Raw genomic sequence first — 19402 nt, forward strand, 5'->3', positions numbered from 1 at the left:
CCGGGCGAGTTTAACCGGCACCCCGCACCCCGGATCCAGGCGGCCACGCCAACCGGCACTAGTTCGTTACAAGGCGTCCCAATGGCGCCTGTTGCAGCGGGACCGGGCGGGGGGTGGAGGGGGTCGGCGGTGGAGCGGGATCGGCTGATGAATCGGGGTGCGAGGGCTGCGGGGTAGGCGAGGGGCGCGGCGGATGCGGCGGATGCGGTGTGTGTATGGGCTGTGCCGGTTCCGGGGCGTGTCCCGGGGAGTGGGGCGCCGGTTCCGGAGGGTGTCCGGTCGCGGCGGTCGCGGCGGCGGCTCGCGCGTCCGGCCCCTGCTCCGGCCCCGGCCCCGAATGTGGATGTGGATGCGGCGGCGCCGCGCCGGGCTCGGGCGCCACGGCCGCGGGCGGGCTCACCTGTGCCACGCCGCACGGCACGGCCTCCGTCGCGTACGGCAGCCGCAGCACCCCGTCCGGCGTCCACAGACCGGCGCCCGCCAGCCACCCCTCGGGCGCCGGGAGATGGTGCACGCGCCGCTCGGCGGGCCGCCACACGCCGACCCAGCTGCCGCGCGGCCCGTCGACGCGCAGCGCCACCGCGCAGCTCTCCGGTGTCAGCATCTGCCCCGGCTGGATCGCGAACGGCGTGACGGTGCAGTCCGGCAGCCGCAGGCACTCCGGGAAGCGCACCGGCAGTGTGCTGCCCAGGACACCCCAGCCCAGCCGGTCCCGCCCCGGCGAGGGCGCGTCCGAGCGGATGAGCAGGAGCCCGCTGTCGTGGTCCGCGAGCAGCAGCCGGTCGTCGCTGTCGGCGGCGATCTGGAGCAGCGGCGACACCTCCCCGCCGCGCTCCAGGTCCACCACGACGGCCTTGGTGCGCCCGCCGGTCTCCCGGTCCAGGGCCAGCAGCCGTCCCGTACGGTCCAGCCAGACCCCGCCCGAGCAGCGGCCGGGCAGCTCGGCCAGCCGCTCGGGCCCGAAGGCGCCGCCCGCCACCAGCCACACCGTCGTCGAACGCGGGCCGACGGACAGGGCGTACGCCCGCTCGCCGCCCGGGGCGGGCGGCAGCAGCCGCAGCCGGGCCGTGTCCTGCGGGCACTCGACCACGCCCAGGGGCAGCTCGCCGGTGCCGGGCCCGGTCGGGTACAGCAGCGAGAAGGCGTGCCGCCCGGCCACGAGGCGGTGGATGAGGACCCGCCCGTCGCCCATCGGCTGCACCTCGGTGCCGGGTTCCTCCGGCTGGTTGCGGGGCAGGGGTACCGCGTACGGCTCGGGGCCGTCCAGGGTCCAGCGCTCCGGGAACCAGGAGTCGCCGGCCGACGCGAGGCGTGCGGCGTAGGCGCCGTCCGCGGTGAGTGTGCATCCTGCCGGCGCGGCCTCGTCCTCGTGTCCCGCCGAAGGCTCGATCGCACACGCTGTCATCGTTCGGTCACCTCCAGTGACGAACGTAGTTTTCGTGCACGCGGCCGGGGAATCCGCAGGCTCCCGACTTCACACATAAGGGTGTTCCAGGAACGATTCGCCTGAGGATGTGGGGCTTTTGTGCTGGGCGGGTCGGCAGTCGGCCGACGAGGCGCGGAGTGGCGGCGCAGGTGGCGGTGCCGGTGCTGGTGGCGGTGGCGGCGCCGGTGGCGGTTCAAGGCCACAGATCAGACGGGTAGCCTTGCACCCGTGCCCCGTCTGTCAGAAGTCATCGCCGAGCTGGAGAGCCTGTGGCCCGCCGAGCGGGCCGAGTCCTGGGACGCGGTCGGCACCGTCGCGGGAGACCCGGACCAGGAGGTCACGCGCGTCCTGTTCGCCGTCGACCCGGTCCAGGAGATCGTCGACGAGGCGGTGAAGCTGGGCGCCGACCTGCTCGTCACCCACCATCCGCTCTACCTGCGCGGCACGACGACGGTCGCGGCGTCGCACTTCAAGGGCCGTGTCGTCCACACCCTCATCAAGAACGACATCGGACTGCACGTCGCCCACACCAACGCCGACACCGCAGACCCCGGTGTCTCCGACGCCCTCGCGGGCGCCCTGGACCTCAGGGTCACCGGCCCGCTCGTACCGGACCCCACCGACCCCGAGGGCCGTCGCGGCCTGGGCCGCGTCTGCGCCCTGGACCACCCGCTGACCGTCCGCGAGTTCGCCGCCCGCGCCGCCGAGCGGCTGCCCGCCACCGCGCAGGGCATCCGCGTCGCCGGCGACCCCGAGGCGCTCGTGCGCACCGTCGCCGTCAGCGGCGGCTCCGGCGACAGCCTCTTCGACCACGTCCGCGCGGCGGGCGTCGACGCCTTCCTCACCGCCGACCTGCGCCACCACCCCGTGTCGGAGGCCCGCGCCCACAGCCCCCTCGCGCTGCTCGACGCGGCGCACTGGGCCACCGAGTGGCCCTGGTGCGAGCTGGCCGCGAGCCAGCTCGACGAGATCTCCGACCGTCACGGATGGGACCTGCGCGTCCACGTCTCGAAGACGGTCACCGACCCCTGGACCGCCCACGCGGCCTCTGCCACTTCTGACCCCCTGGGAGCCCCGAACTGAACGCCGCGCCCGCCGACCAGATCCGACTCCTCGACGTCCAGGACCTCGACGTCCGCCTCCAGCAGCTGGCCCACCGGCGGAGGTCGCTGCCCGAGCACGCCGAGATCGAGTCGCTGACCAAGGACCACACCCAGCTGCGCGACCTGCTCGTGGCCGCGCAGACCGAGGAGAGCGACTGCGCCCGCGAGCAGACCAAGGCCGAGCAGGACGTGGACCAGGTGCGCCAGCGTGCCACCCGCGACCAGCAGCGCCTGGACTCCGGCGCGGTCACCTCCCCCAAGGACCTGGAGAACCTCCAGCGCGAGATCGCCTCCCTCGCCAAGCGGCAGGGCGACCTGGAGGACGTCGTGCTGGAGGTCATGGAGCGCCGGGAGTCCGCGCAGCAGCGGGTCGCCGAGCTGACCGAGCGGGTCGGCTCCGTCCAGTCGAAGATCGACGACGCGACCGCGCGGCGTGACGCGGCCTTCGAGGAGATCGACGGCGAGATCGCCACGGTCACCAAGGAGCGCGAGGTCATCGCCGGTTCGATCCCCGCCGACCTGCTCAAGCTCTACGACAAGCTGCGCGAGCAGCAGGGCGGCATCGGCGCGGCGAAGCTGTACGCGCGCAGCTGCCAGGGCTGCCGTCAGGAGCTGGCCATCACGGAGCTGAGCGAGATCCGCAGCGCGGCGCCGGACACGGTGATCCGCTGCGAGAACTGCCGCCGCATCCTGGTGCGCACGTCCGAGTCCGGCATCTAGGTCCCTGGGAGCCTTTCCGGTGCGGGAGTTCATCGTCGAGGCCGACGGCGGGTCGCGGGGCAACCCGGGGCCCGCGGGCTACGGGGCCGTGGTGAGCGACGCGGCGACGGGTGAGACGCTGCGGGAGGCCGCCGAGTACCTCGGCGTCGCCACCAACAACGTCGCCGAGTACCGCGGCCTCGTCGCCGGCCTGCGCGCCGCCCACGAACTGGACCCGGCCGCGACGGTCCACGTCCGGATGGACTCCAAGCTCGTGATCGAGCAGATGTCGGGCCGCTGGCAGATCAAGCACCCCGACATGAAGCCACTGGCCGCGGCGGCGGCCCGGATCTTCCCGCCCGGGCGCGTGACGTACGAGTGGATCCCACGCGAGCGGAACAAGCACGCCGACCGGCTGGCCAACGAGGCGATGGACGCCGGGGCCAGGGGGGAGCAGTGGTCGGCATCGACTTCCACGGCCGACCTGGACACCACCGGGGCCGCCGCCCCGCAGGCCCCACCGGGTGACGCGGCGGCGGGCGCCGCGAGAGCACGCGAGGCCCTGGCGGCGGGGCGCACCCGGACCGCACCGGCCGCCCCGGATCCGGAAGCCGGGCCTTCTCCCGTCTCTCCTTCCGTCCGAGGAGCGACGGAGCAGCCGAGCGGCGGCAACGCGCCGACCGGCGCTGACGAGGGGTCGGCCAAGGCGGCCGCTGACGCTCGCGCGACCGGGGCGGGCGTCGACGCCAGCGCGGCCGAAGGTGGAGCAACGGCCGACATCCGCGCGGCCGAGGCAGTGGCCGACGCCGCCAAGCCGGGCGCCGACGCTCGCTCGGCCGAGGCGGATGCCGATGCCCGTGCTGCCAAGGCCGTCGCCACGCCCGGCTGGGCGCCGGCCGACATGGGCGCTCCCGCCACCTTCGTGCTGCTGCGGCACGGCGAGACGCCGTTGACGCCGCAGAAGCGGTTCTCCGGAAGCGGGGGCACCGATCCCGCCCTCTCCGACGCCGGGCGGGAGCAGGCCGAGCGGGCCGCGGACCTGCTCGCCCGGCGGGGCACGATCCAGGCGATCGTGTCGTCGCCGCTCGCCCGCACCCGGGAGACCGCCGGTATCGTCGCCGCCCGGCTCGGCCTGGACGTCAGCGTCGACGACGGGCTGCGCGAGACGGACTTCGGCGCCTGGGAGGGCCTCACCTTCGCCGAGGTGCGCGAGCGCCACCCCGACGACCTGAACGCCTGGCTGGCCTCCCCGGACGCCGAACCCACCGGCGGCGGCGAGAGCTTCGCGGCGACCGCCACCCGGATCGCCGCCACCCGCGACAAGCTGATCGCGGCGTACGCCGGCCGCACGGTCCTGCTCGTCACGCACGTGACCCCGATCAAGACGCTCGTCCGGCTCGCCCTCGGCGCCCCGCCGGAGTCCCTGTTCCGGATGGAACTGTCGGCCGCGTCCCTGTCGGTCGTCGCGTACTACGCGGACGGCAACGCCAGCGTCCGGCTCCTCAACGACACGTCCCACCTGCGCTGAGCGCCGCCGCCTCGCGGGCCAGCGCCTCGACCCGGCCCCAGTCGCGCGCCGCGACCGCGTCCCGCGGCAGCATCCAGCTGCCACCCACGCAGGCGACGTTGGGCAGGGCCAGATAGTCCGGGGCGCAGGCCGGGCCGATCCCGCCCGTGGGGCAGAACCGGGCTTGGGGGAGCGGCCCCGCCAGCGACTTCAGATACGCCGTACCGCCCGCGGCCTCGGCCGGGAAGAACTTCATCTCCCGCACCCCGCGCTCCAGCAGCGCCACGACCTCCGAGGTGGTCGACACCCCCGGCAGGAACGGCACGCCGGAGCCCCGCATCGCCTCCAGCAGGACGTCGGTCCAGCCCGGACTGACCAGGAAGCGGGCGCCCGCGGCCACCACGTCCGTGACCTGCTCGGGGCTGATCACCGTCCCGGCACCCACCACCGCCTCCGGCACCTGCACGGCGATCTCCCGGATCGCGTCCGGAGCCGCAGGCGTCCGCAACGTCACCTCGATCGCCGGCAGCCCACCGGCGACCAACGCCCGGGCCAGCGGTACGGCGTCACCGGCATCCTCGATGACGACGACGGGGACGACGGGCGCGAGGTCCAGCACGGAGGCGGGCAGGGCGGAGGGAGAGGCCATGGCCCGTATCCTGCCGCCGACTCAGCAGCATGCGCAAAGCTCATTGCGCACGCTGCAACGCCCCTCAGTGGACCTCGTCCACCAGCACGTCCAGCGACCACGCCTGCCCGGTCTTCGCCGGAGCCTCCGCCTCAACCACGTACCCGAGGTCCCGCAGCACCCCCACCAGCTCGGCCGGACCCTTCGGAGCGGCCCCGGCGGTCAGCAGGCTGCGCACGATCCGCCCCTTCGTCGCCTTGTTGAAGTGGCTGACGACCTTCCGGGTCGGCGCGTGCAGCACCCGCACGGACGCCGTCCGCCCGGCGACCTCGCCCTTCGGCTTCCACGCGGCGGCGTACGCGGCGGACCGCAGATCCAGCACCAGCCCGTCCCCGGCCGCCTCGGGAAGCACCGACGCCATCGGCGTCCGCCAGTGCGCGCCCAGCGCACCGAGCCCCGGCAGCTTCACCCCCATCGAGCACCGGTAGGACGGAATCCGGTCCGTCACCCGGACCGCCCCCCACAGCCCGGAGAAGACCAGCAGCGACCGCGCCGCACGCCGCTTGGCGGAGGTGTCCAGGGACGCCAGGTCGAGGGCGTCGTACAGCACACCGGTGTAGATCTCCCCGGCCGGCCGGGCCCCCGCCGTGCGCAGCTCCGCGTTCTTCGCGACCTCGCCGCGCAGCCCCTCGCTCAGCCCGAGCACCTCACGAGCCTTGTCCTCGTCGCCGGTGCACAGCTCGACCAGCTCGGTGAGAACGGCCTCCCGGGCGCCGGTCAGCCCTGGCAGTGACAGCGACTCCAACTTCAGCGGGGCTCCGCGGCCGGAGGCGGCCTTCCCTTCGGACGGCGGCAGCAGGACAAGCACGCGTACTCCTTCGATCGAACTCCGCCGACAGCGTACGGGGAGCTCAGACCCGGGCCCGGCCGAGGGCGCGTACCAGGCCGTCGGCGTCGTCGGCGTGGAAGCGGACGACCCGCACCTCCCTCCGGCGCCCGAAGAACGTGACGTGCGTGACGGGTTCGGTCAGTTGGAGTGTGACGGTGGTCTGGGACCCGACCTCGACGTCCAGCTCGCCGTCGGCCCGCTCGTGCGTCATCCGCAGCTCGCGCCGCGCCGAGGCGATCCGCTCCAGCGGCACCCGCAGGTCGACGTGGACGTACCGGCGGATCCGCAGCGAGCCGTCGTCCGGATCCAGCACGTGCGGGCGTACGACGGACGAGGCGTGCAGCGCGACGACGATCACGATGCCGTACACGTCCAGGAAGAGGAACACGGCGTGCACGGTCGGCCAGTCACGCAGCAGCACCGACATCGCGACGGTCTCGACGAGACACACGAACCCGAACCCGAACATCATCGCGCCCTGCCCGCGCGCGTACCCGAAAGCCCGCCCGCTCCCCGTCCCGTGCGTGCGCCGCACCACCCACAGCACGAGACTCACGAGCAGCCGCACCTCGTGCCGGACCAGCAGGCGCGCGATCCTCACCGCCGCTCCTCGGTGAGGAGCCGCAGCGTCCGGCGGATCGCCTGCGCCTGGGCCGGGGCCAGGTCCGCGTAGAAGGCGCGCAGGACACTGCCGTCGTGGTCGAGGTCCCCGATCTCCGGGAACAGACCCGGCGGAATGCAGTCGGCGAGGGCCCGGGCGGCACCGGCGACGCGCGGATCGTCCGGCTCCGCGTCGGCGAGCGCGTCCAGCAGGGCGTACGCCTCGTTGGCCCGCGCCACGGCTTCCGGCGGGCCGAGCACCTCACCCAGCGACGACACGAGCTGCTGGCGGGCCTCCTCCGGCATGGCCGTCTCCAGGAAGGCGATGATCTCGCGGTCCTTGGCGGCCATCGGCGAGTCCGACAGATGCGCGGTCCCCGCGAACAGCGCGGCCAGCTCCGGCGACACCGGCCCCTCGGCCGGCACCCCGCCCTCCGCCTCCAGCAGGACCCGCAACCGCCCCCGCCGCTCCCGGATGGCCACCTCCTGCCGCGCCAGATCCTCGTCCAGCTCGGTCAGCACCTCGACGAGGTCCTTCCCCGCGTCGTCCGCCAGCACATCCCGCACCTCCGCGAGCCCCAGCCCCAACTCGGTCAGCCGCCGGATCCGCGCCAGCACGACGGCGTGCCGCAGCCCGTACTCCCGATACCCGTTCGCCCGCCGCTCCGGCTCCGGCAACAGCCCCAGATGGTGGTAGTGCCGCACGGCCCGCGTGGTGACACCGACGACGTCGGCGAGTTCTCCGATCCGCATGGGACCAGTAGAGACGTTGACGTTGCGGCAGGGTCAAGAGAGCCGCTGGGCCTTCTGACGAGGGCCGTGATCGTGTGCCACGATCGAGGGAACGGTTCCCGATCTCACGGACAGGTGATCTTCCGATGTCCCAGTCTGGCGAGCGACCGAAGGAGGGGCGTGACATGACTGCCATGGCCCATGAGCCGCTCACGCAGGAAGAGGTCCTGCTGGAGGGCTTTCTCGCCCTGGACACGCCGGAGGGTTTCCGGGCGGAGCTGATCGAGGGGGAGATCGTTGTGACGCCGCCGCCGGACGGGGATCACGAGAAGTACATCAGCCGGATCGTGAGGCAAGTGATCAGGCGTTCCCGGACCGACATGGACTTCTCGGGGAACAAGGGGCTGAAGCTGGTGAGCGGGGGCGCCTGCCCCAAGAACCACCTGGTTCCGGACGTCACCTTCGGCCCCATCGAGCGCGACTTGTTCGGCGGGGTCGGCTCCTGGATGTCATGCGACGGCGTCGCCATGGTGGTCGAGGTGACCTCCACCAAGCCCCAGGCCGACCGCGAGGCCAAGCGTCGTTGCTATGCCCGCGCGGGCATCCCGCTCTACCTGCTGGTCGACCGGGACGCAGCTCAGGTCACGGTGTTCAGCGAGCCGAAGGACGACGACTACCGCGAGCACTGCGCCCGCCCCTTCGGCAAGCCCATCGCTCTTCCGGAACCGTTCGCCTTTGAACTGGACACCGCGGATCTCCTCTGATCCCCTGTGGGCGGGGGTGGGACATGGGGATACGCGAACAGGCGAGATGGACAAGGGCACGCCTGGGCCGTGCCGGGCCGCCCCTCGACCTCCTCACCGCCCACTTCGACCAGCACGTCTACGCTCCGCACGCCCACCACGAATTCACCATCGGCGTCACGATCGGCGGCTCGGAGGTCATCGCCTACCGGGGCGGGCTGATCCACTCCTACCCCGGCTCGATCGTCGTGCTGGAAGCGGGCGAGATGCACACCGGCGGTCCGGCCGCCTGCGAGGGCTACGCCTACCAGGCCCTGTACGCCGAGCCGTCCCTCCTCACCGACGGCACGCTCGGCGGCCCCCCGCACTTCCCCGACCCCGTCCTCCACGACCCGGAGCTGGCGGCAGCCCTCCGCGCCGCCCACACCGACATCAGCGCCTGCCCCGACCCCCTGGAGGCCGAGTCCCGGCTGCCCTGGCTGCTCACGGCCCTGGCCCGCCGGCACTCCACGGCCCGGGCGAGCCAGGACACGGTGCCCGGCGCCGGCCACATCGCCAAGGCCGTACGCGACCGCCTCGCGGACGAACTGCTGGAACCCCCCTCCCTGGCCGACCTCGCCACCGACCTGGGCCTGTCCCGCTACCAGCTGCTGCGCGCCTTCCGTACGACGATGGGCGTACCGCCCTACGCCTGGCTCGCCCAGCACCGCGTCGCCAGGGCCCGCGTCCTGCTGGAAACCGGCCTGCGCCCCGCCGAGGTCGCGGGCCTCGTCGGCTTCGCCGACCAGGCGCACCTCACCCGCTGGTTCCGCCGCGTGCTGGGCGTGACCCCGGCGGCGTACCGCAACAGCGTTCAAGACGCGGCGGGGTGAGAGGACCGAGACTCGCCGTATGACTGCACGCGGCTGGTTCCTGTTCTCCCTGATGGGAGTGGTCTGGGGCGTCCCCTACCTGATGATCAAGGTGGCGGTGGACGCCGTGTCCCCGTCCATGGTGGTGTTCACGCGCTGCGCGCTGGGCGCCGCCCTCCTGCTCCCCTTCGCGCTGCGCCAGGGCGGCCTCGGCCGTACCGTCCGGACCCACTGGAAGCCGATGCTGGCCTTCGCCGTCATCGAGATCATCGGCCCCTGGTGGACCCTGACCGACGCCGAACGCCATCTGTCCAGCTCCACCGCCGGACTCCTCATCGCGGGCGTGCCGATCGTCGCCCTCATCCTGGCCCGCTTCTTCGGCGCCGAGGAACGCGTGGGCGCCCGCCGTGTCGCCGGACTCGCCCTCGGTCTCGCGGGCGTCACCGTCCTCACCCTGCCCCACCTCACCGGCGGCGATGCCCGCTCCCTGGCCGAGGTGCTGGTGACGGTCGTCGGCTATGCCACCGCCCCGCTGATAGCCGCCCGGCATCTCAAGGACGTTCCGACTCTCCACCTGATCACCCCCTGCCTCACGCTCGCCGCCGTCGTCTACGCCCCAGCCGCGTACCTGACCCGCCCCGCCACCATGCCCTCTGCCGAGGTCCTGGCCGCCCTCGCCGGCCTCGGCATCGTCTGCACCGCGATCGCGTTCGTGGCCTTCCTGGAGCTGATCAAGGAGGCCGGCCCGACCCGGGCCGGCGTGATCACCTACGTCAACCCGGCGGTTGCCGTCGCCGCGGGCGCCCTCTTCCTGGACGAGGAACTGACCCTCGGCATCGGCGTCGCCTTCACCCTGATCCTGGCGGGCTCGGTGCTGGCCACGGCCGCGGCGCCGACAAGGGAGATCCGCCGGGTACCATGGTCGACACGGCAGACGAGCCGGGCGGACGGCCGCGTGGAGTCCCCCTGACGGGGAGCTCCCCGAGGAACGTCCGGGCTCCACAGGGCAGGGTGGTGGCTAACGGCCACCCGGGGTGACCCGCGGGACAGTGCCACAGAAAGCAAACCGCCGAGGGCTCCGGCCCCCGGTAAGGGTGAAACGGTGGTGTAAGAGACCACCAGTGCCTGGGGTGACTCAGGCAGCTAGGTAAACCCCACCCGGAGCAAGGTCAAGAGGAGACACCTCTTCGAAAGAAGGGCGTCTCTGCGCGGACGATCGAGGGCTGCCCGCCCGAGTCCGCGGGTAGACCGCACGAGGCCGGTGGCAACGCCGGCCCTAGATGGATGGCCGTCGCCCGGGGCTCCGCGAGGAACCCCGGGAACAGAACCCGGCGTACAGCCCGACTCGTCTGCCCTTACAACCGGCCCCCGGTGACCATGCGGGCTTTGAGTCAAGAGTCCTAGTCCCGCATGGTCCCTGGGGTAATCTTCCGTGCTCAGGCAGCCTGGCGGACTTTTGGCCGCCTCGACCGGCGCGCCGTACGCTCGCATCCCTCGATCCCTAGAACAACAACTACCGGATATCTGGTCCGTGTTCCCGGATGTCTGGCGCGCCGACTAGCCTGTCGTGAATCGCTCTGAGCGCCGCGATCATAGTGTGCCGGTACCTGCTAGTCGCAGGATCGGCTTAGCAGTACTGTGTCGGCACAGCCACCTGTCTGTTACCCACTGGACCCTCGTCTTCGAAGCCGTGACCGGTTCATCGTTCGACTCAGCTAGTAAGCAGGATCCGCTCTGGGGAGACGCCACACGGCGTTCCGCGAGTGCTCACCGCTATCGTTGGGCACTCAGCCGGAGTGTCACCACTAGTGAACTCCTGTCACACATGGCACATGAAGGATGGGCGCCGAAGGATGGACAGGGCACACGCGCACCTCATCGGGGTATCCCGGTCAGACTCCGATCTCGTCACACTCAAGGGGGTGGCGTGGTAGTGGCTCTCAAGAAGTCGGACCTGTACAGCTCGCTGTGGCGGAGCTGCGACGAGCTGCGCGGCGGCATGGATGCCAGCCAGTACAAGGACTACATCCTGACGCTGCTGTTCGTGAAGTATGTGACGGACAAGGCCAAGTCCGATCCGAGCTCCTTGATCGACGTCCCCGCCGGCGGATCCTTCGATGACATGGTCGCCCTCAAGGGTGATAAGGAGATCGGCGACAAGATCAACAAGATCATCGGCAGGCTCGCCGAGGCCAACGGACTTGAGAAGGTCATCGACCTGGCCGACTTCAACGACGAGGAGAAGCTCGGCAAGGGCAAGGAGATGCAGGATCGCCTCTCCAAGCTGGTGACGATCTTCGCTGATCTCGACTTCCGAGGTAGCCGCGCTGAGGGCGACGACCTGCTTGGCGACGCCTACGAGTACCTGATGCGGCACTTCGCAACGGAGTCGGGCAAGTCGAAGGGGCAGTTCTACACCCCGGCCGAGGTCTCGCGGGTACTCGCCAAGGTCGTCGGTATCGGAGCAGGCACCCGGCAGGACCACACGGTCTACGACCCCACGTGCGGGTCCGGCTCGTTGCTCCTCAAGGTGGCTGACGAGGCTCCACGCGGCCTGACCATCTACGGCCAGGAGAAGGACAACGCCACATGGGCGCTGGCCCAGATGAACATGATCCTCCACGGCTACGAGGACCGCGACATCCGCAAGGGTGACACGATTACCAGCCCCCAGTTCACCCAGGGTGCACGGCTACAGACCTTCGACTTCGCCGTTGCCAACCCGCCGTTCTCGATCAAGTCGTGGAGCAACGGCCTCGAGAACGACTACGGTCGCTTCGAGTTCGGCCGGCCGCCGGAGAAGAACGGCGACTACGCCTTCCTTCTGCACATCCTCAAGTCCCTCAAGAGCAACGGCAAGGCCGCAGTCATCCTGCCGCACGGTGTGCTGTTCCGCGGTCACGCCGAGGCCAACATTCGTAAGGAACTGCTGCGCCGTGGCTACATCAAGGGCATCATCGGCCTGCCCGCGAACCTTTTCTACGGCACCGGCATTCCGGCCTGCATCATCGTTCTTGACAAGGAGAACGCACAGGCGCGAACCGGCGTCTTTATGATCGACGCTTCCAAGGGTTTCATGAAGGACGGCAACAAGAACCGCCTCCGGAGCCAGGACATCCACAAGATCGTCGACGTCTTCAATAAGCAGACCGAGATCGAGCGCTATTCGCGTATGGTGCCGCTCCACGAGATCGCTGACCCGAAGAACGACTACAACCTCAACATCCCGCGCTACATCGACTCCTCGGAGCCAGAGGACATCCAGGACCTTCACGCCCATATGCACGGCGGGATCCCAGACCGCGACCTGGATGCACTCAATGGGTACTGGGAGGCGTTCCCGAGCCTGCGCGCCACGATCTTCAAGCCAAACCGCTCTGGCTACAGCGACCTCGCGGTCGGCGTGGCGGAGGTACAGCAGACCATCCTGGACTCCGACGAGTTCCAGAAGTTCGCCACGGGCGTCCGAGGCCAGGTTGACGACTGGTTCGCCGCGCACCGGCCGGTCCTGCAAGCGCTCAACCGGGACACTGTCCCCAAAGACCTGATCGCTCGTATTGGCGACGATCTACTGGCTCGGTTCAAGAGCACCCCTCTGCTCGACGAGTACGACGTCTACGAGCAGCTCATGACCTACTGGCACGGAGTTATGCACGACGACGTCTTCCTCGTCATGAACGACGGGTGGTGTGAGGCGGCGAAGCCCCGCAAGACCATTGAGGACAAGGAGCGCAAGCTCTCCGAGACCCCGGATCTCGTCATTGGCTCGGGGCGCAGCGCTACCAAGTACAAGATGGACCTCATCCCGCCGGCGCTCGTCGTCGCTCGTTACTTCGCGGACGAGCAGTCCAAGGTCGACGCACTGCACGCGGCAACCGAGGAGGCAAGCCGCGCTGTCGAGGAGTACGTCGAGGAACATGTTGTGGAGGACGGCTTGCTTGCCGAGGCCATGGACGACGGCAAGATCTCCAAGCCCCTCGCTTCGACGCGGCTCAAGGTGGCTCGGCACGAGGGAGCTGACGCGGAGGAGATCAAGGCCCTCCAGTACCTGGTCAAGCTTTACAACGACGAAGCTGTCGCCAGGAAAGCCGCCAAGGAAGCCCAGGCGGCCCTCGACTTCGCGACCCTCAAGAAATACGGCGACCTCACCGAGCCTGAGATCAAGCAGCTTGTGCTCGATGACAAGTGGCACGTTGAGATCGTCACTCGCGTTGCCGGTAACGTCGACTCGCTCACATCCGCACTTGTAGGCCGAATCCGACACTTGGGGGAACGGTATGCCCAACGGGTTTCGGATCTGAGACACCTCACAGAGTCCTTTGAGCGAAAAGTTGCGGGACACTTGAGCCGGATGGGGTTGGAATCGTTGTGAAAAATATTCGCGAGGTTCCTACTGAATGCACGGTCACTGAAGTTGGCGAAATCCCGAGTGATTGGGATGTGAAATTGATTGGGGAACTTGGCAAGGTTGTTCGAGGTGGCTCTCCTCGACCTGCTGGTGACCCACGATTTTTCAACGGAAGTTTTATCCCTTGGCTTACGGTAGCAGCGCTGACGACGCTACCTGAAAGCTGTATGGAAGTAACCGAGACCCGAGGGTATCTAACCAAGGAAGGTTCCGAAAAGAGTCGCATTCTCCCTGCCGATACTGTAATTATCGCAAACAGTGGCGCAACCCTGGGAGTTGCAAAGATCCTCAAACTTAGGTGCTGCGCCAATGACGGAATTGCGGCACTCATTGAGCAGCGGGCAGGCAGTAAAGAATTTCTTTGTTACTACATCAACACTCAGACTGAGTATCTTCGAGAGGTTGTGGCGCCGGGGAACGGGCAACCAAATCTAAATACGAAGCTTATTCGAGAGTTGCCGATCCCTTTCCCAGCTGAAGATGAGCAACGCCTTATCGCTGAGGCGCTGTCCGATGTTGATGGATTGATCACAGCCCTGGATGCTCTTATCGCAAAGAAGCAGGCGATCAGGCAGGGTCTGATGCAGCAGCTGCTAACCGGCCGGACGCGCCTACCCGGCTTTACCAAGCCTTGGCGCGAAGTTCTGCTTGGCGAGCATGTGAGCTATGTCAAGACAGTCGCATTGTCGCGGGCGCAACTAGATAACGAATCGCCCGTCCGTTACCTGCATTATGGCGACATCCATACCCGGAGCAGTGTCACGTTGGACGCTGCACACGAGACCATGCCACGAGTGAGTTCGACGTTGCTGCGAAACGCCGGTCGCCTCCAGGTTGGGGATCTCGTTTTTGCCGATGCGTCAGAGGATCCGGACGGAGTGGGCAAGTCGGTCGAGGTAATTTCGGTGCCGAGTGCAGGCGTGGTCCCTGGTCTTCACACCATTGCAGCGCGGTTCGACAAGTCAGTGCTGGCGGACGGCTTCAAGGCTTACCTCCAGTTCATCCCAGCATTTCGGAACGCCCTGCTTCGCCTCGCCGCGGGTACCAAAGTCTTGGCGACGACGCGTTCATTCATCTCCAGCATCATGCTGACGCTGCCTGATATCGACGAGCAGCGAGCAATCGCCTTGGTCATTGCCGATGCTGATCGTGAGATCCACGGCCTTCTCGTTCGGCTAGCCAAGGCGCGAGATGTCAAGCAAGGCATGATGCAGCAACTCCTCACTGGGCGTACTCGCCTTCCCTTCAAGGAGAGCGTTGCATGAATACCGAGTGGGCGCTAAAAGAACTGGATAGGTTCATCGGCCAGACCGTGATGCGTAACGCAAGTGGGAATGGCCTCATCACGGCACGTAACATCACAGCTGCATCGAACGATGAGGTCGCCAAGCAGGCTCAGGTTGTCGAGCAGATTCTCGAACACGTGATCCCAGGGTGGTCGTCGAGATACAGTGAAAGTCGAAACAATAGGTGGACTGGTCATCGGGAAGCAGCGATTCGCGCGCGTGAAGCCTTGATTCGCAAGCAAGAGCTTGACGAGAACCTTGGTGAGAATACGCCTGAGCTATCGGCTGCCGAGCTGCACCCATGGGTACGGGGCGGCGCATCTTCGCAGTGGCAATCTAGTCACTTTCGTGAAGCTGTCGAAGGTGCGATCAAGAAACTGAATACCGAGGCTCAGAATAAGGTCGGCCGTCGCGACGTGAGCGAAGCAGACCTGTTCAAGCAGGCGTTCACGCTCGATGGCCCTAAGGCTGGCAAGGCACGGCTACGCCGCATGAAGGACGACGGCAGTGACACTTACAAGTCGGTGCAGCGCGGCGCGATGAACCTTGCCGAGGGCGTGTTCACTGGTATCAGGAACCCGCTTAGCCACGAAGCCGATCAAGAGCTCAGCGAGCAGGAGGCTCTCGAATACCTTGCCGCATTGCGTGTCCTTGCTCGTTGGGTCGACACCCCAACAGTCGAGCGTGCGGAGGGTGAGTCGTGAGTAACGTTGGCCAGCCAGAACGCAGGACTCAAGATCGCGTCATTGAGCTGTTCCGAGACTCGTTGGGCTACGAGTACCTCGGCAACTGGGGGTACCGTGCGGCAAACTCCAACGTCGATGTGCAGCTCCTCACTCAAAACCTCCGTGCCCGGAACTACAGCGACAATCTCATCAACAAGGCGATCGACAAGCTAAAGAGCGAGGCCTCGCTCGGTGGCGGCCGCGATTTGTACGAGGCGAACCGAGACGTCTACGACCTGCTCCGGTACGGGGTGAAGGTCAAGCCCGGTATCGGCGAGCAGACGGAGACGGTGTGGCTCGTCGACTGGGCGCACCCCGAAGTCAATCACTTCGCTCTGGCCGAGGAAGTGACGGTGCTGGGGCAGCACACGAAGCGCCCAGACATCGTGCTGTACGTCAACGGCATCGCCTTCGGGACGATCGAGCTCAAGCGCTCGAAGGTCGCCGTCTCTGAAGGTATCCGGCAGAGCATCGGGAACCAGCGCCCCGAGTTCATCCGGTCGTTCTTCACGACGGTGCAGCTCGTCATGGCCGGCAACGACGTGGAGGGTCTGCGCTATAGCGTTATCGACACGCCGGAGAAGTACTGGCTGGCATGGCGTGAACCGTCCGACATCGCCGATCCCCTCGATCGTTCCTTGACTCAGCTCTGCTCGAAAGGGCGCCTGCTGGAGCTGGTTCACGACTTCATGGTCTTCGACGCGGGGCAGAAGAAGACGTGTCGGCACAACCAGTACTTCGGCGTCAAGGCGGCTCAGGAGCGGATCGCTCAGCGTGAGGGCGGCATCATTTGGCACACCCAGGGCTCTGGCAAGTCGCTAACGATGGTGTGGCTGGCCAAGTGGATCCGAGAGAATCAGCAGGACGCCCGCGTACTCCTCGTCACCGACCGGACCGAACTGGATGATCAGATTCAGAAGGTCTTCCAGGGAGTCAACGAGGCCATCTACCGCACCAAGAGCGGCCCTGACCTCCTCGCCACATTGAATTCGAGCGAGGAGTGGCTGGTCTGCTCGCTGGTTCACAAGTTCCGCGGCTCGGAAGACGAGAAGGCCCGCGATGAAGCTCAGAGCGAGTTCATTCGTGAACTCAAAGCGACTGTTCCCAAGGACTTCCACGCCAAGGGCAACATCTTCGTCTTCGTCGACGAGGCACACCGCACGCAGTCGGGCAAGATGCACGACGCCATGAAGGCGCTCATGCCTGGTGCCATGTTCATCGGCTTCACGGGTACGCCCCTCCTCAAGGAGGACAAGGACACCACTGCCCAGCGGTTCGGCAGCTTCATCCACACCTACCAGTTCAACGAGGGCGTTGCGGACGGTGTCGTGCTGGACTTGAGGTACGAGGCTCGCAACATCGACCAGGACCTGACCTCGCCGGCGAAGGTCGACCAGTGGTTTGAGGCCAAGACCCGCGGCATGACGGACCTCTCCCGCGCCGAGCTCAAGAAGCGCTGGGGCACTGTTCAAAAGATCGTCAGCTCGGAGCCGCGGGCCCGGCAGATAGTCAACGACATCCTGTTCGACATGGAGATCAAGCCCCGTCTGTCAGACGGCCGCGGCAACGCCATCCTCGTCAGTCAAAGCATCTACCAGGCGTGTAAGTTCTATGAGCTCTTCACTCAGGCCGGTTTTAAGGGCAAGTGCGCCATCATCACGTCGTACACACCGCAGGCGAGTGACATCGCCAAGGAAGACTCAGGCCACGGTGCGACTGAGCGGCTGCGTCAGTATCAGATCTACCGGCAGATGCTCGCCGACCACTTCAACGAGCCTGCCGACAAGGCGATGGGCAAGGTCGAGCAGTTCGAGAGGGACGTTAAGGAACGTTTCATCAATGACCCGGGTCAGATGCGGCTGCTCATCGTCGTCGACAAGCTCCTGACTGGCTTCGACGCCCCGAGCGCGACGTACCTGTACATCGACAAGAAGATGCAGGACCACGGTCTGTTCCAGGCGATCTGCCGGGTTAACCGCCTCGACGGCGAGGACAAGGATTACGGCTACATCGTCGACTACCGCGACCTGTTCAACTCACTTGAGTCCGCGATCAAGGACTACACCAGCGCTGCTCTCGAAGGCTACGAGACGAAAGATATCGAAGGGCTCCTGTCCGACCGGATCGACAAGGCCCGTGACGACCTCGATGAGGCCCTGGAGAAGATCCGGGCGCTCTGTGAGGCGGTCGAACCACCAAAGAACACCCTCCAGTACCAGCAGTACTTCTGCGCCCGGGAACAGGGCAACGCCGAGCAGCTCAAGGCCAACGAACCCAAGCGAGTTAAGCTCTATAAGGCCGTTGCCGCTGTGACCCGCGCGTACAGCAACCTTGCCAACGAAATGCAGGCTGCTGAGTACAGCGAGGCCGAAGCCGCAGCGATTAAGGAAGAGATCGCCCACTACGCCAACGTGCGTGAAGAGGTGAAGCTCGGCGCTGGCGAGAACGTCGATTTCAAGCAGTACGAGGCCGGCATGCGGCACCTGCTGGACACGTACATCAGTGCCAGCCCCTCCGAGGTGGTCTCTGACTTCCAGGAATCCGGGCTGATCCAGTTGATCGTCGAGATGGGAGCCGGTGCGCTCGACAAGCTTCCCGCGGGTATCAAGAAGGACCCGGAAGCGGTGGCGGAAACGATCACCAACAACATGCGCACGGTGATCATCGACGAGCGCCCGACGAACCCGAAGTACTACGACAAGATGTCGGAGCTGCTCGACGCCATACTCGAGGAACGGCGGCAGAATGCTCTGGACTACAAGGAGTACCTCGCGAAGCTGCTGGAGCACGCGTCCAAGCTCGGTAAGGGCGAGTCAGACGCCAAGTACCCGCAGTGGGCTGACAATGGTGCTCGCCGCGCTCTGATCGATTTCTTCGGTCAGTCACCGGAGCTGGCCGCGGTTGTGGACACCACCATCCTCCATACCAAGCCTGACTCGTGGGTGGGGAACGCGATGAAGGAGAAGAAGGTCAGGCGCGCGCTTGCTAAGGCACTGACCGCTGACTTCGACCGGCTTGATGAGCTACTGGAACTGGTGAAGGCGCGCCGTGAGTACCGTTAGTGCCTCTCTCACCATCCGCGGCGTCGATGTTGATGTCATCTACAAGAACATCAAGAACTTGCACATTGGTGTCTATCCGCCACTGGGACGCGTCCGTGTAGCAGCGCCGCATCAGCTCGACAATGAGCAGGTGCGACTCGCTGTAATCCAACGCCTACCGTGGATCAAAGAGCAGCGCGATCGACTTCGATCAGCTGCACGGCAGTCCACGCGAGAGATGGTCACAGGCGAGTCCCACTATGTGTGGGGCGTTCGCCGCAGGATGAAGGTCGTGGAGCGTCCGGGTCGGGCTCACTTCGAGCTAGACGGTGAACGACTGCTGCTGTACGTCCCAGCCGGCACAACAGCTGAACGGCGGCGGCAGTTGCTCGACCGTTGGTATCGGGAGCAGCTTCGACATGTGATCCCGGATTTGATTGCCAAGTGGGAACCCATCCTCGAAGTGTCGGTGCCGCGCTGGAACATCAAGCGTATGAAGACCAAGTGGGGCTCGTGCAATCGCGAGACCGGGCACATCTGGTTCAATGTCGAGCTGGCCAAGAAGCATCCCGGCTGCCTTGAGTACATCGTTGTCCACGAGATGACGCACTATCTCGAACGTAACCATGGCGAACGCTTCACCAAGCTCATGGAGAGATTTATGCCGAACTGGCGGAGTCTTCGTGACCAGCTAAACGAAGCGCCACTTGCAGAGGAAGAGTGGGCATAACAGCGGCTAACACAATGAGCCGAGCTGTCGATGG

Annotated in this window: 16 protein-coding genes and 1 other RNA gene; 11 read left to right on the forward strand and 6 right to left on the reverse strand. The window is 67.0% G+C overall.

All coding sequences use genetic code 11. The annotated features are described in order from the left end of the window. Positions 1-58: 58 nt before the first annotated feature. A complete protein-coding gene (locus tag GTY47_RS20535) occupies positions 59-1405 on the reverse strand; it encodes a hypothetical protein (RefSeq protein WP_010048467.1) in 1347 nt (448 codons plus the stop codon). A 249-nt stretch (positions 1406-1654) separates the two neighbouring features. Here GTY47_RS20535 and GTY47_RS20540 point away from each other — a divergent pair, with 249 nt between their 5' ends. From GTY47_RS20540 to GTY47_RS20550, 3 genes are read left to right on the forward strand one after another with little or no spacing between them, the layout of a single operon-like run. Next, positions 1655-2509 (forward strand): Nif3-like dinuclear metal center hexameric protein, encoded by an 855-nt coding sequence (locus GTY47_RS20540; protein WP_010048468.1) that lies wholly within the window; start codon positions 1655-1657, stop codon positions 2507-2509. Continuing rightward, positions 2506-3249, forward strand: a complete 744-nt coding sequence (locus tag GTY47_RS41890) for a C4-type zinc ribbon domain-containing protein (protein ID WP_078602999.1) — start codon at positions 2506-2508, stop codon at positions 3247-3249. Before GTY47_RS20540 ends, GTY47_RS41890 begins: the two co-directional genes overlap by 4 nt. 19 nt (positions 3250-3268) lie before the next feature. Beyond that, positions 3269-4756 (forward strand): bifunctional RNase H/acid phosphatase, encoded by a 1488-nt coding sequence (locus tag GTY47_RS20550; RefSeq protein ID WP_010048470.1) that lies wholly within the window; start codon positions 3269-3271, stop codon positions 4754-4756. Here the strand turns inward: GTY47_RS20550 and eda are convergent. From eda to GTY47_RS20570, 4 genes are all read right to left on the reverse strand, one after another. Then, complete coding sequence (eda, locus tag GTY47_RS20555; RefSeq protein WP_010048471.1) at positions 4731-5384, reverse strand: bifunctional 4-hydroxy-2-oxoglutarate aldolase/2-dehydro-3-deoxy-phosphogluconate aldolase; 654 nt, start codon at positions 5382-5384, stop codon at positions 4731-4733. The two genes, GTY47_RS20550 and eda, sit on opposite strands and share 26 nt — an antisense overlap. A gap of 64 nt (positions 5385-5448) precedes the next feature. After that, the gene (gene yaaA, locus GTY47_RS20560; RefSeq protein WP_010048472.1) at positions 5449-6231 is read right to left on the reverse strand and encodes a peroxide stress protein YaaA; all 783 of its coding nucleotides are present in this window, start codon (positions 6229-6231) and stop codon (positions 5449-5451) included. Positions 6232-6274: 43 nt separating this feature from the next. Further along, complete coding sequence (locus GTY47_RS20565; RefSeq protein ID WP_010048473.1) at positions 6275-6853, reverse strand: hypothetical protein; 579 nt, start codon at positions 6851-6853, stop codon at positions 6275-6277. Then, positions 6850-7605: a MerR family transcriptional regulator gene (locus GTY47_RS20570; protein WP_010048475.1), complete on the reverse strand. Its 756-nt coding sequence runs from the start codon at positions 7603-7605 to the stop codon at positions 6850-6852. Before GTY47_RS20570 ends, GTY47_RS20565 begins: the two co-directional genes overlap by 4 nt. Positions 7606-7769: 164 nt before the next feature. Here GTY47_RS20570 and GTY47_RS20575 point away from each other — a divergent pair, with 164 nt between their 5' ends. Both GTY47_RS20575 and GTY47_RS20580 read left to right on the forward strand, forming a co-directional pair. Beyond that, entirely contained in the window at positions 7770-8348 is a 579-nt protein-coding gene (locus GTY47_RS20575; protein WP_173937301.1) for a Uma2 family endonuclease, read from the forward strand. A gap of 23 nt (positions 8349-8371) precedes the next feature. Beyond that, positions 8372-9199 (forward strand): AraC family transcriptional regulator, encoded by an 828-nt coding sequence (locus GTY47_RS20580; protein ID WP_010048477.1) that lies wholly within the window; start codon positions 8372-8374, stop codon positions 9197-9199. Between the two features lie 75 nt (positions 9200-9274). Here GTY47_RS20580 and GTY47_RS20585 read toward each other — a convergent pair whose 3' ends face one another. Then, complete coding sequence (locus GTY47_RS20585; RefSeq protein ID WP_158688483.1) at positions 9275-9499, reverse strand: hypothetical protein; 225 nt, start codon at positions 9497-9499, stop codon at positions 9275-9277. A 614-nt stretch (positions 9500-10113) separates the two neighbouring features. On the opposite strand from GTY47_RS20585, the gene rnpB reads away from it, so the two are divergent. The 6 genes from rnpB (at position 10114) to GTY47_RS20620 (ending at position 19368) form a co-directional block, all read left to right on the forward strand. Continuing rightward, positions 10114-10530, forward strand: an RNA gene (gene rnpB, locus GTY47_RS20595) — RNase P RNA component class A. A gap of 581 nt (positions 10531-11111) precedes the next feature. Next, complete coding sequence (locus GTY47_RS20600; RefSeq protein WP_010048479.1) at positions 11112-13550, forward strand: type I restriction-modification system subunit M; 2439 nt, start codon at positions 11112-11114, stop codon at positions 13548-13550. Continuing rightward, positions 13547-14851, forward strand: a complete 1305-nt coding sequence (locus tag GTY47_RS20605; protein ID WP_158688484.1) for a restriction endonuclease subunit S — start codon at positions 13547-13549, stop codon at positions 14849-14851. The genes GTY47_RS20600 and GTY47_RS20605 overlap by 4 nt, the downstream gene beginning before the upstream one ends. After that, positions 14848-15576, forward strand: coding sequence for a TIGR02391 family protein (locus GTY47_RS20610; RefSeq protein ID WP_029181771.1), 729 nt, complete (start codon positions 14848-14850; stop codon positions 15574-15576). Before GTY47_RS20605 ends, GTY47_RS20610 begins: the two co-directional genes overlap by 4 nt. Further along, positions 15573-18659, forward strand: coding sequence for a type I restriction endonuclease subunit R (locus GTY47_RS20615; RefSeq protein WP_010048484.1), 3087 nt, complete (start codon positions 15573-15575; stop codon positions 18657-18659). The genes GTY47_RS20610 and GTY47_RS20615 overlap by 4 nt, the downstream gene beginning before the upstream one ends. Continuing rightward, positions 18646-19368 (forward strand): SprT family zinc-dependent metalloprotease, encoded by a 723-nt coding sequence (locus GTY47_RS20620; RefSeq protein WP_029181772.1) that lies wholly within the window; start codon positions 18646-18648, stop codon positions 19366-19368. The genes GTY47_RS20615 and GTY47_RS20620 overlap by 14 nt, the downstream gene beginning before the upstream one ends. The last annotated feature ends 34 nt before the right edge of the window (positions 19369-19402 follow it).

The sequence above is a fragment of the Streptomyces sp. SID5464 genome, assembly GCF_009862985.1.
GTDB lineage: Bacteria > Actinomycetota > Actinomycetes > Streptomycetales > Streptomycetaceae > Streptomyces > Streptomyces chartreusis_D.

Bases quoted from the DNA above. Each gene is read 5' to 3' on its own strand.
- eda (WP_010048471.1), bottom strand. From the start codon at position 5,384: ATGGCCTCTCCCTCCGCCCTGCCCGCCTCCGTGCTGGACCTCGCGCCC.
- GTY47_RS20570 (WP_010048475.1), bottom strand. From the start codon at position 7,605: ATGCGGATCGGAGAACTCGCCGACGTCGTCGGTGTCACCACGCGGGCC.
- GTY47_RS20575 (WP_173937301.1), top strand. From the start codon at position 7,770: ATGACTGCCATGGCCCATGAGCCGCTCACGCAGGAAGAGGTCCTGCTG.
- GTY47_RS20580 (WP_010048477.1), top strand. From the start codon at position 8,372: ATGGGGATACGCGAACAGGCGAGATGGACAAGGGCACGCCTGGGCCGT.
- GTY47_RS20535 (WP_010048467.1), bottom strand. From the start codon at position 1,405: ATGACAGCGTGTGCGATCGAGCCTTCGGCGGGACACGAGGACGAGGCC.
- GTY47_RS20610 (WP_029181771.1), top strand. From the start codon at position 14,848: ATGAATACCGAGTGGGCGCTAAAAGAACTGGATAGGTTCATCGGCCAG.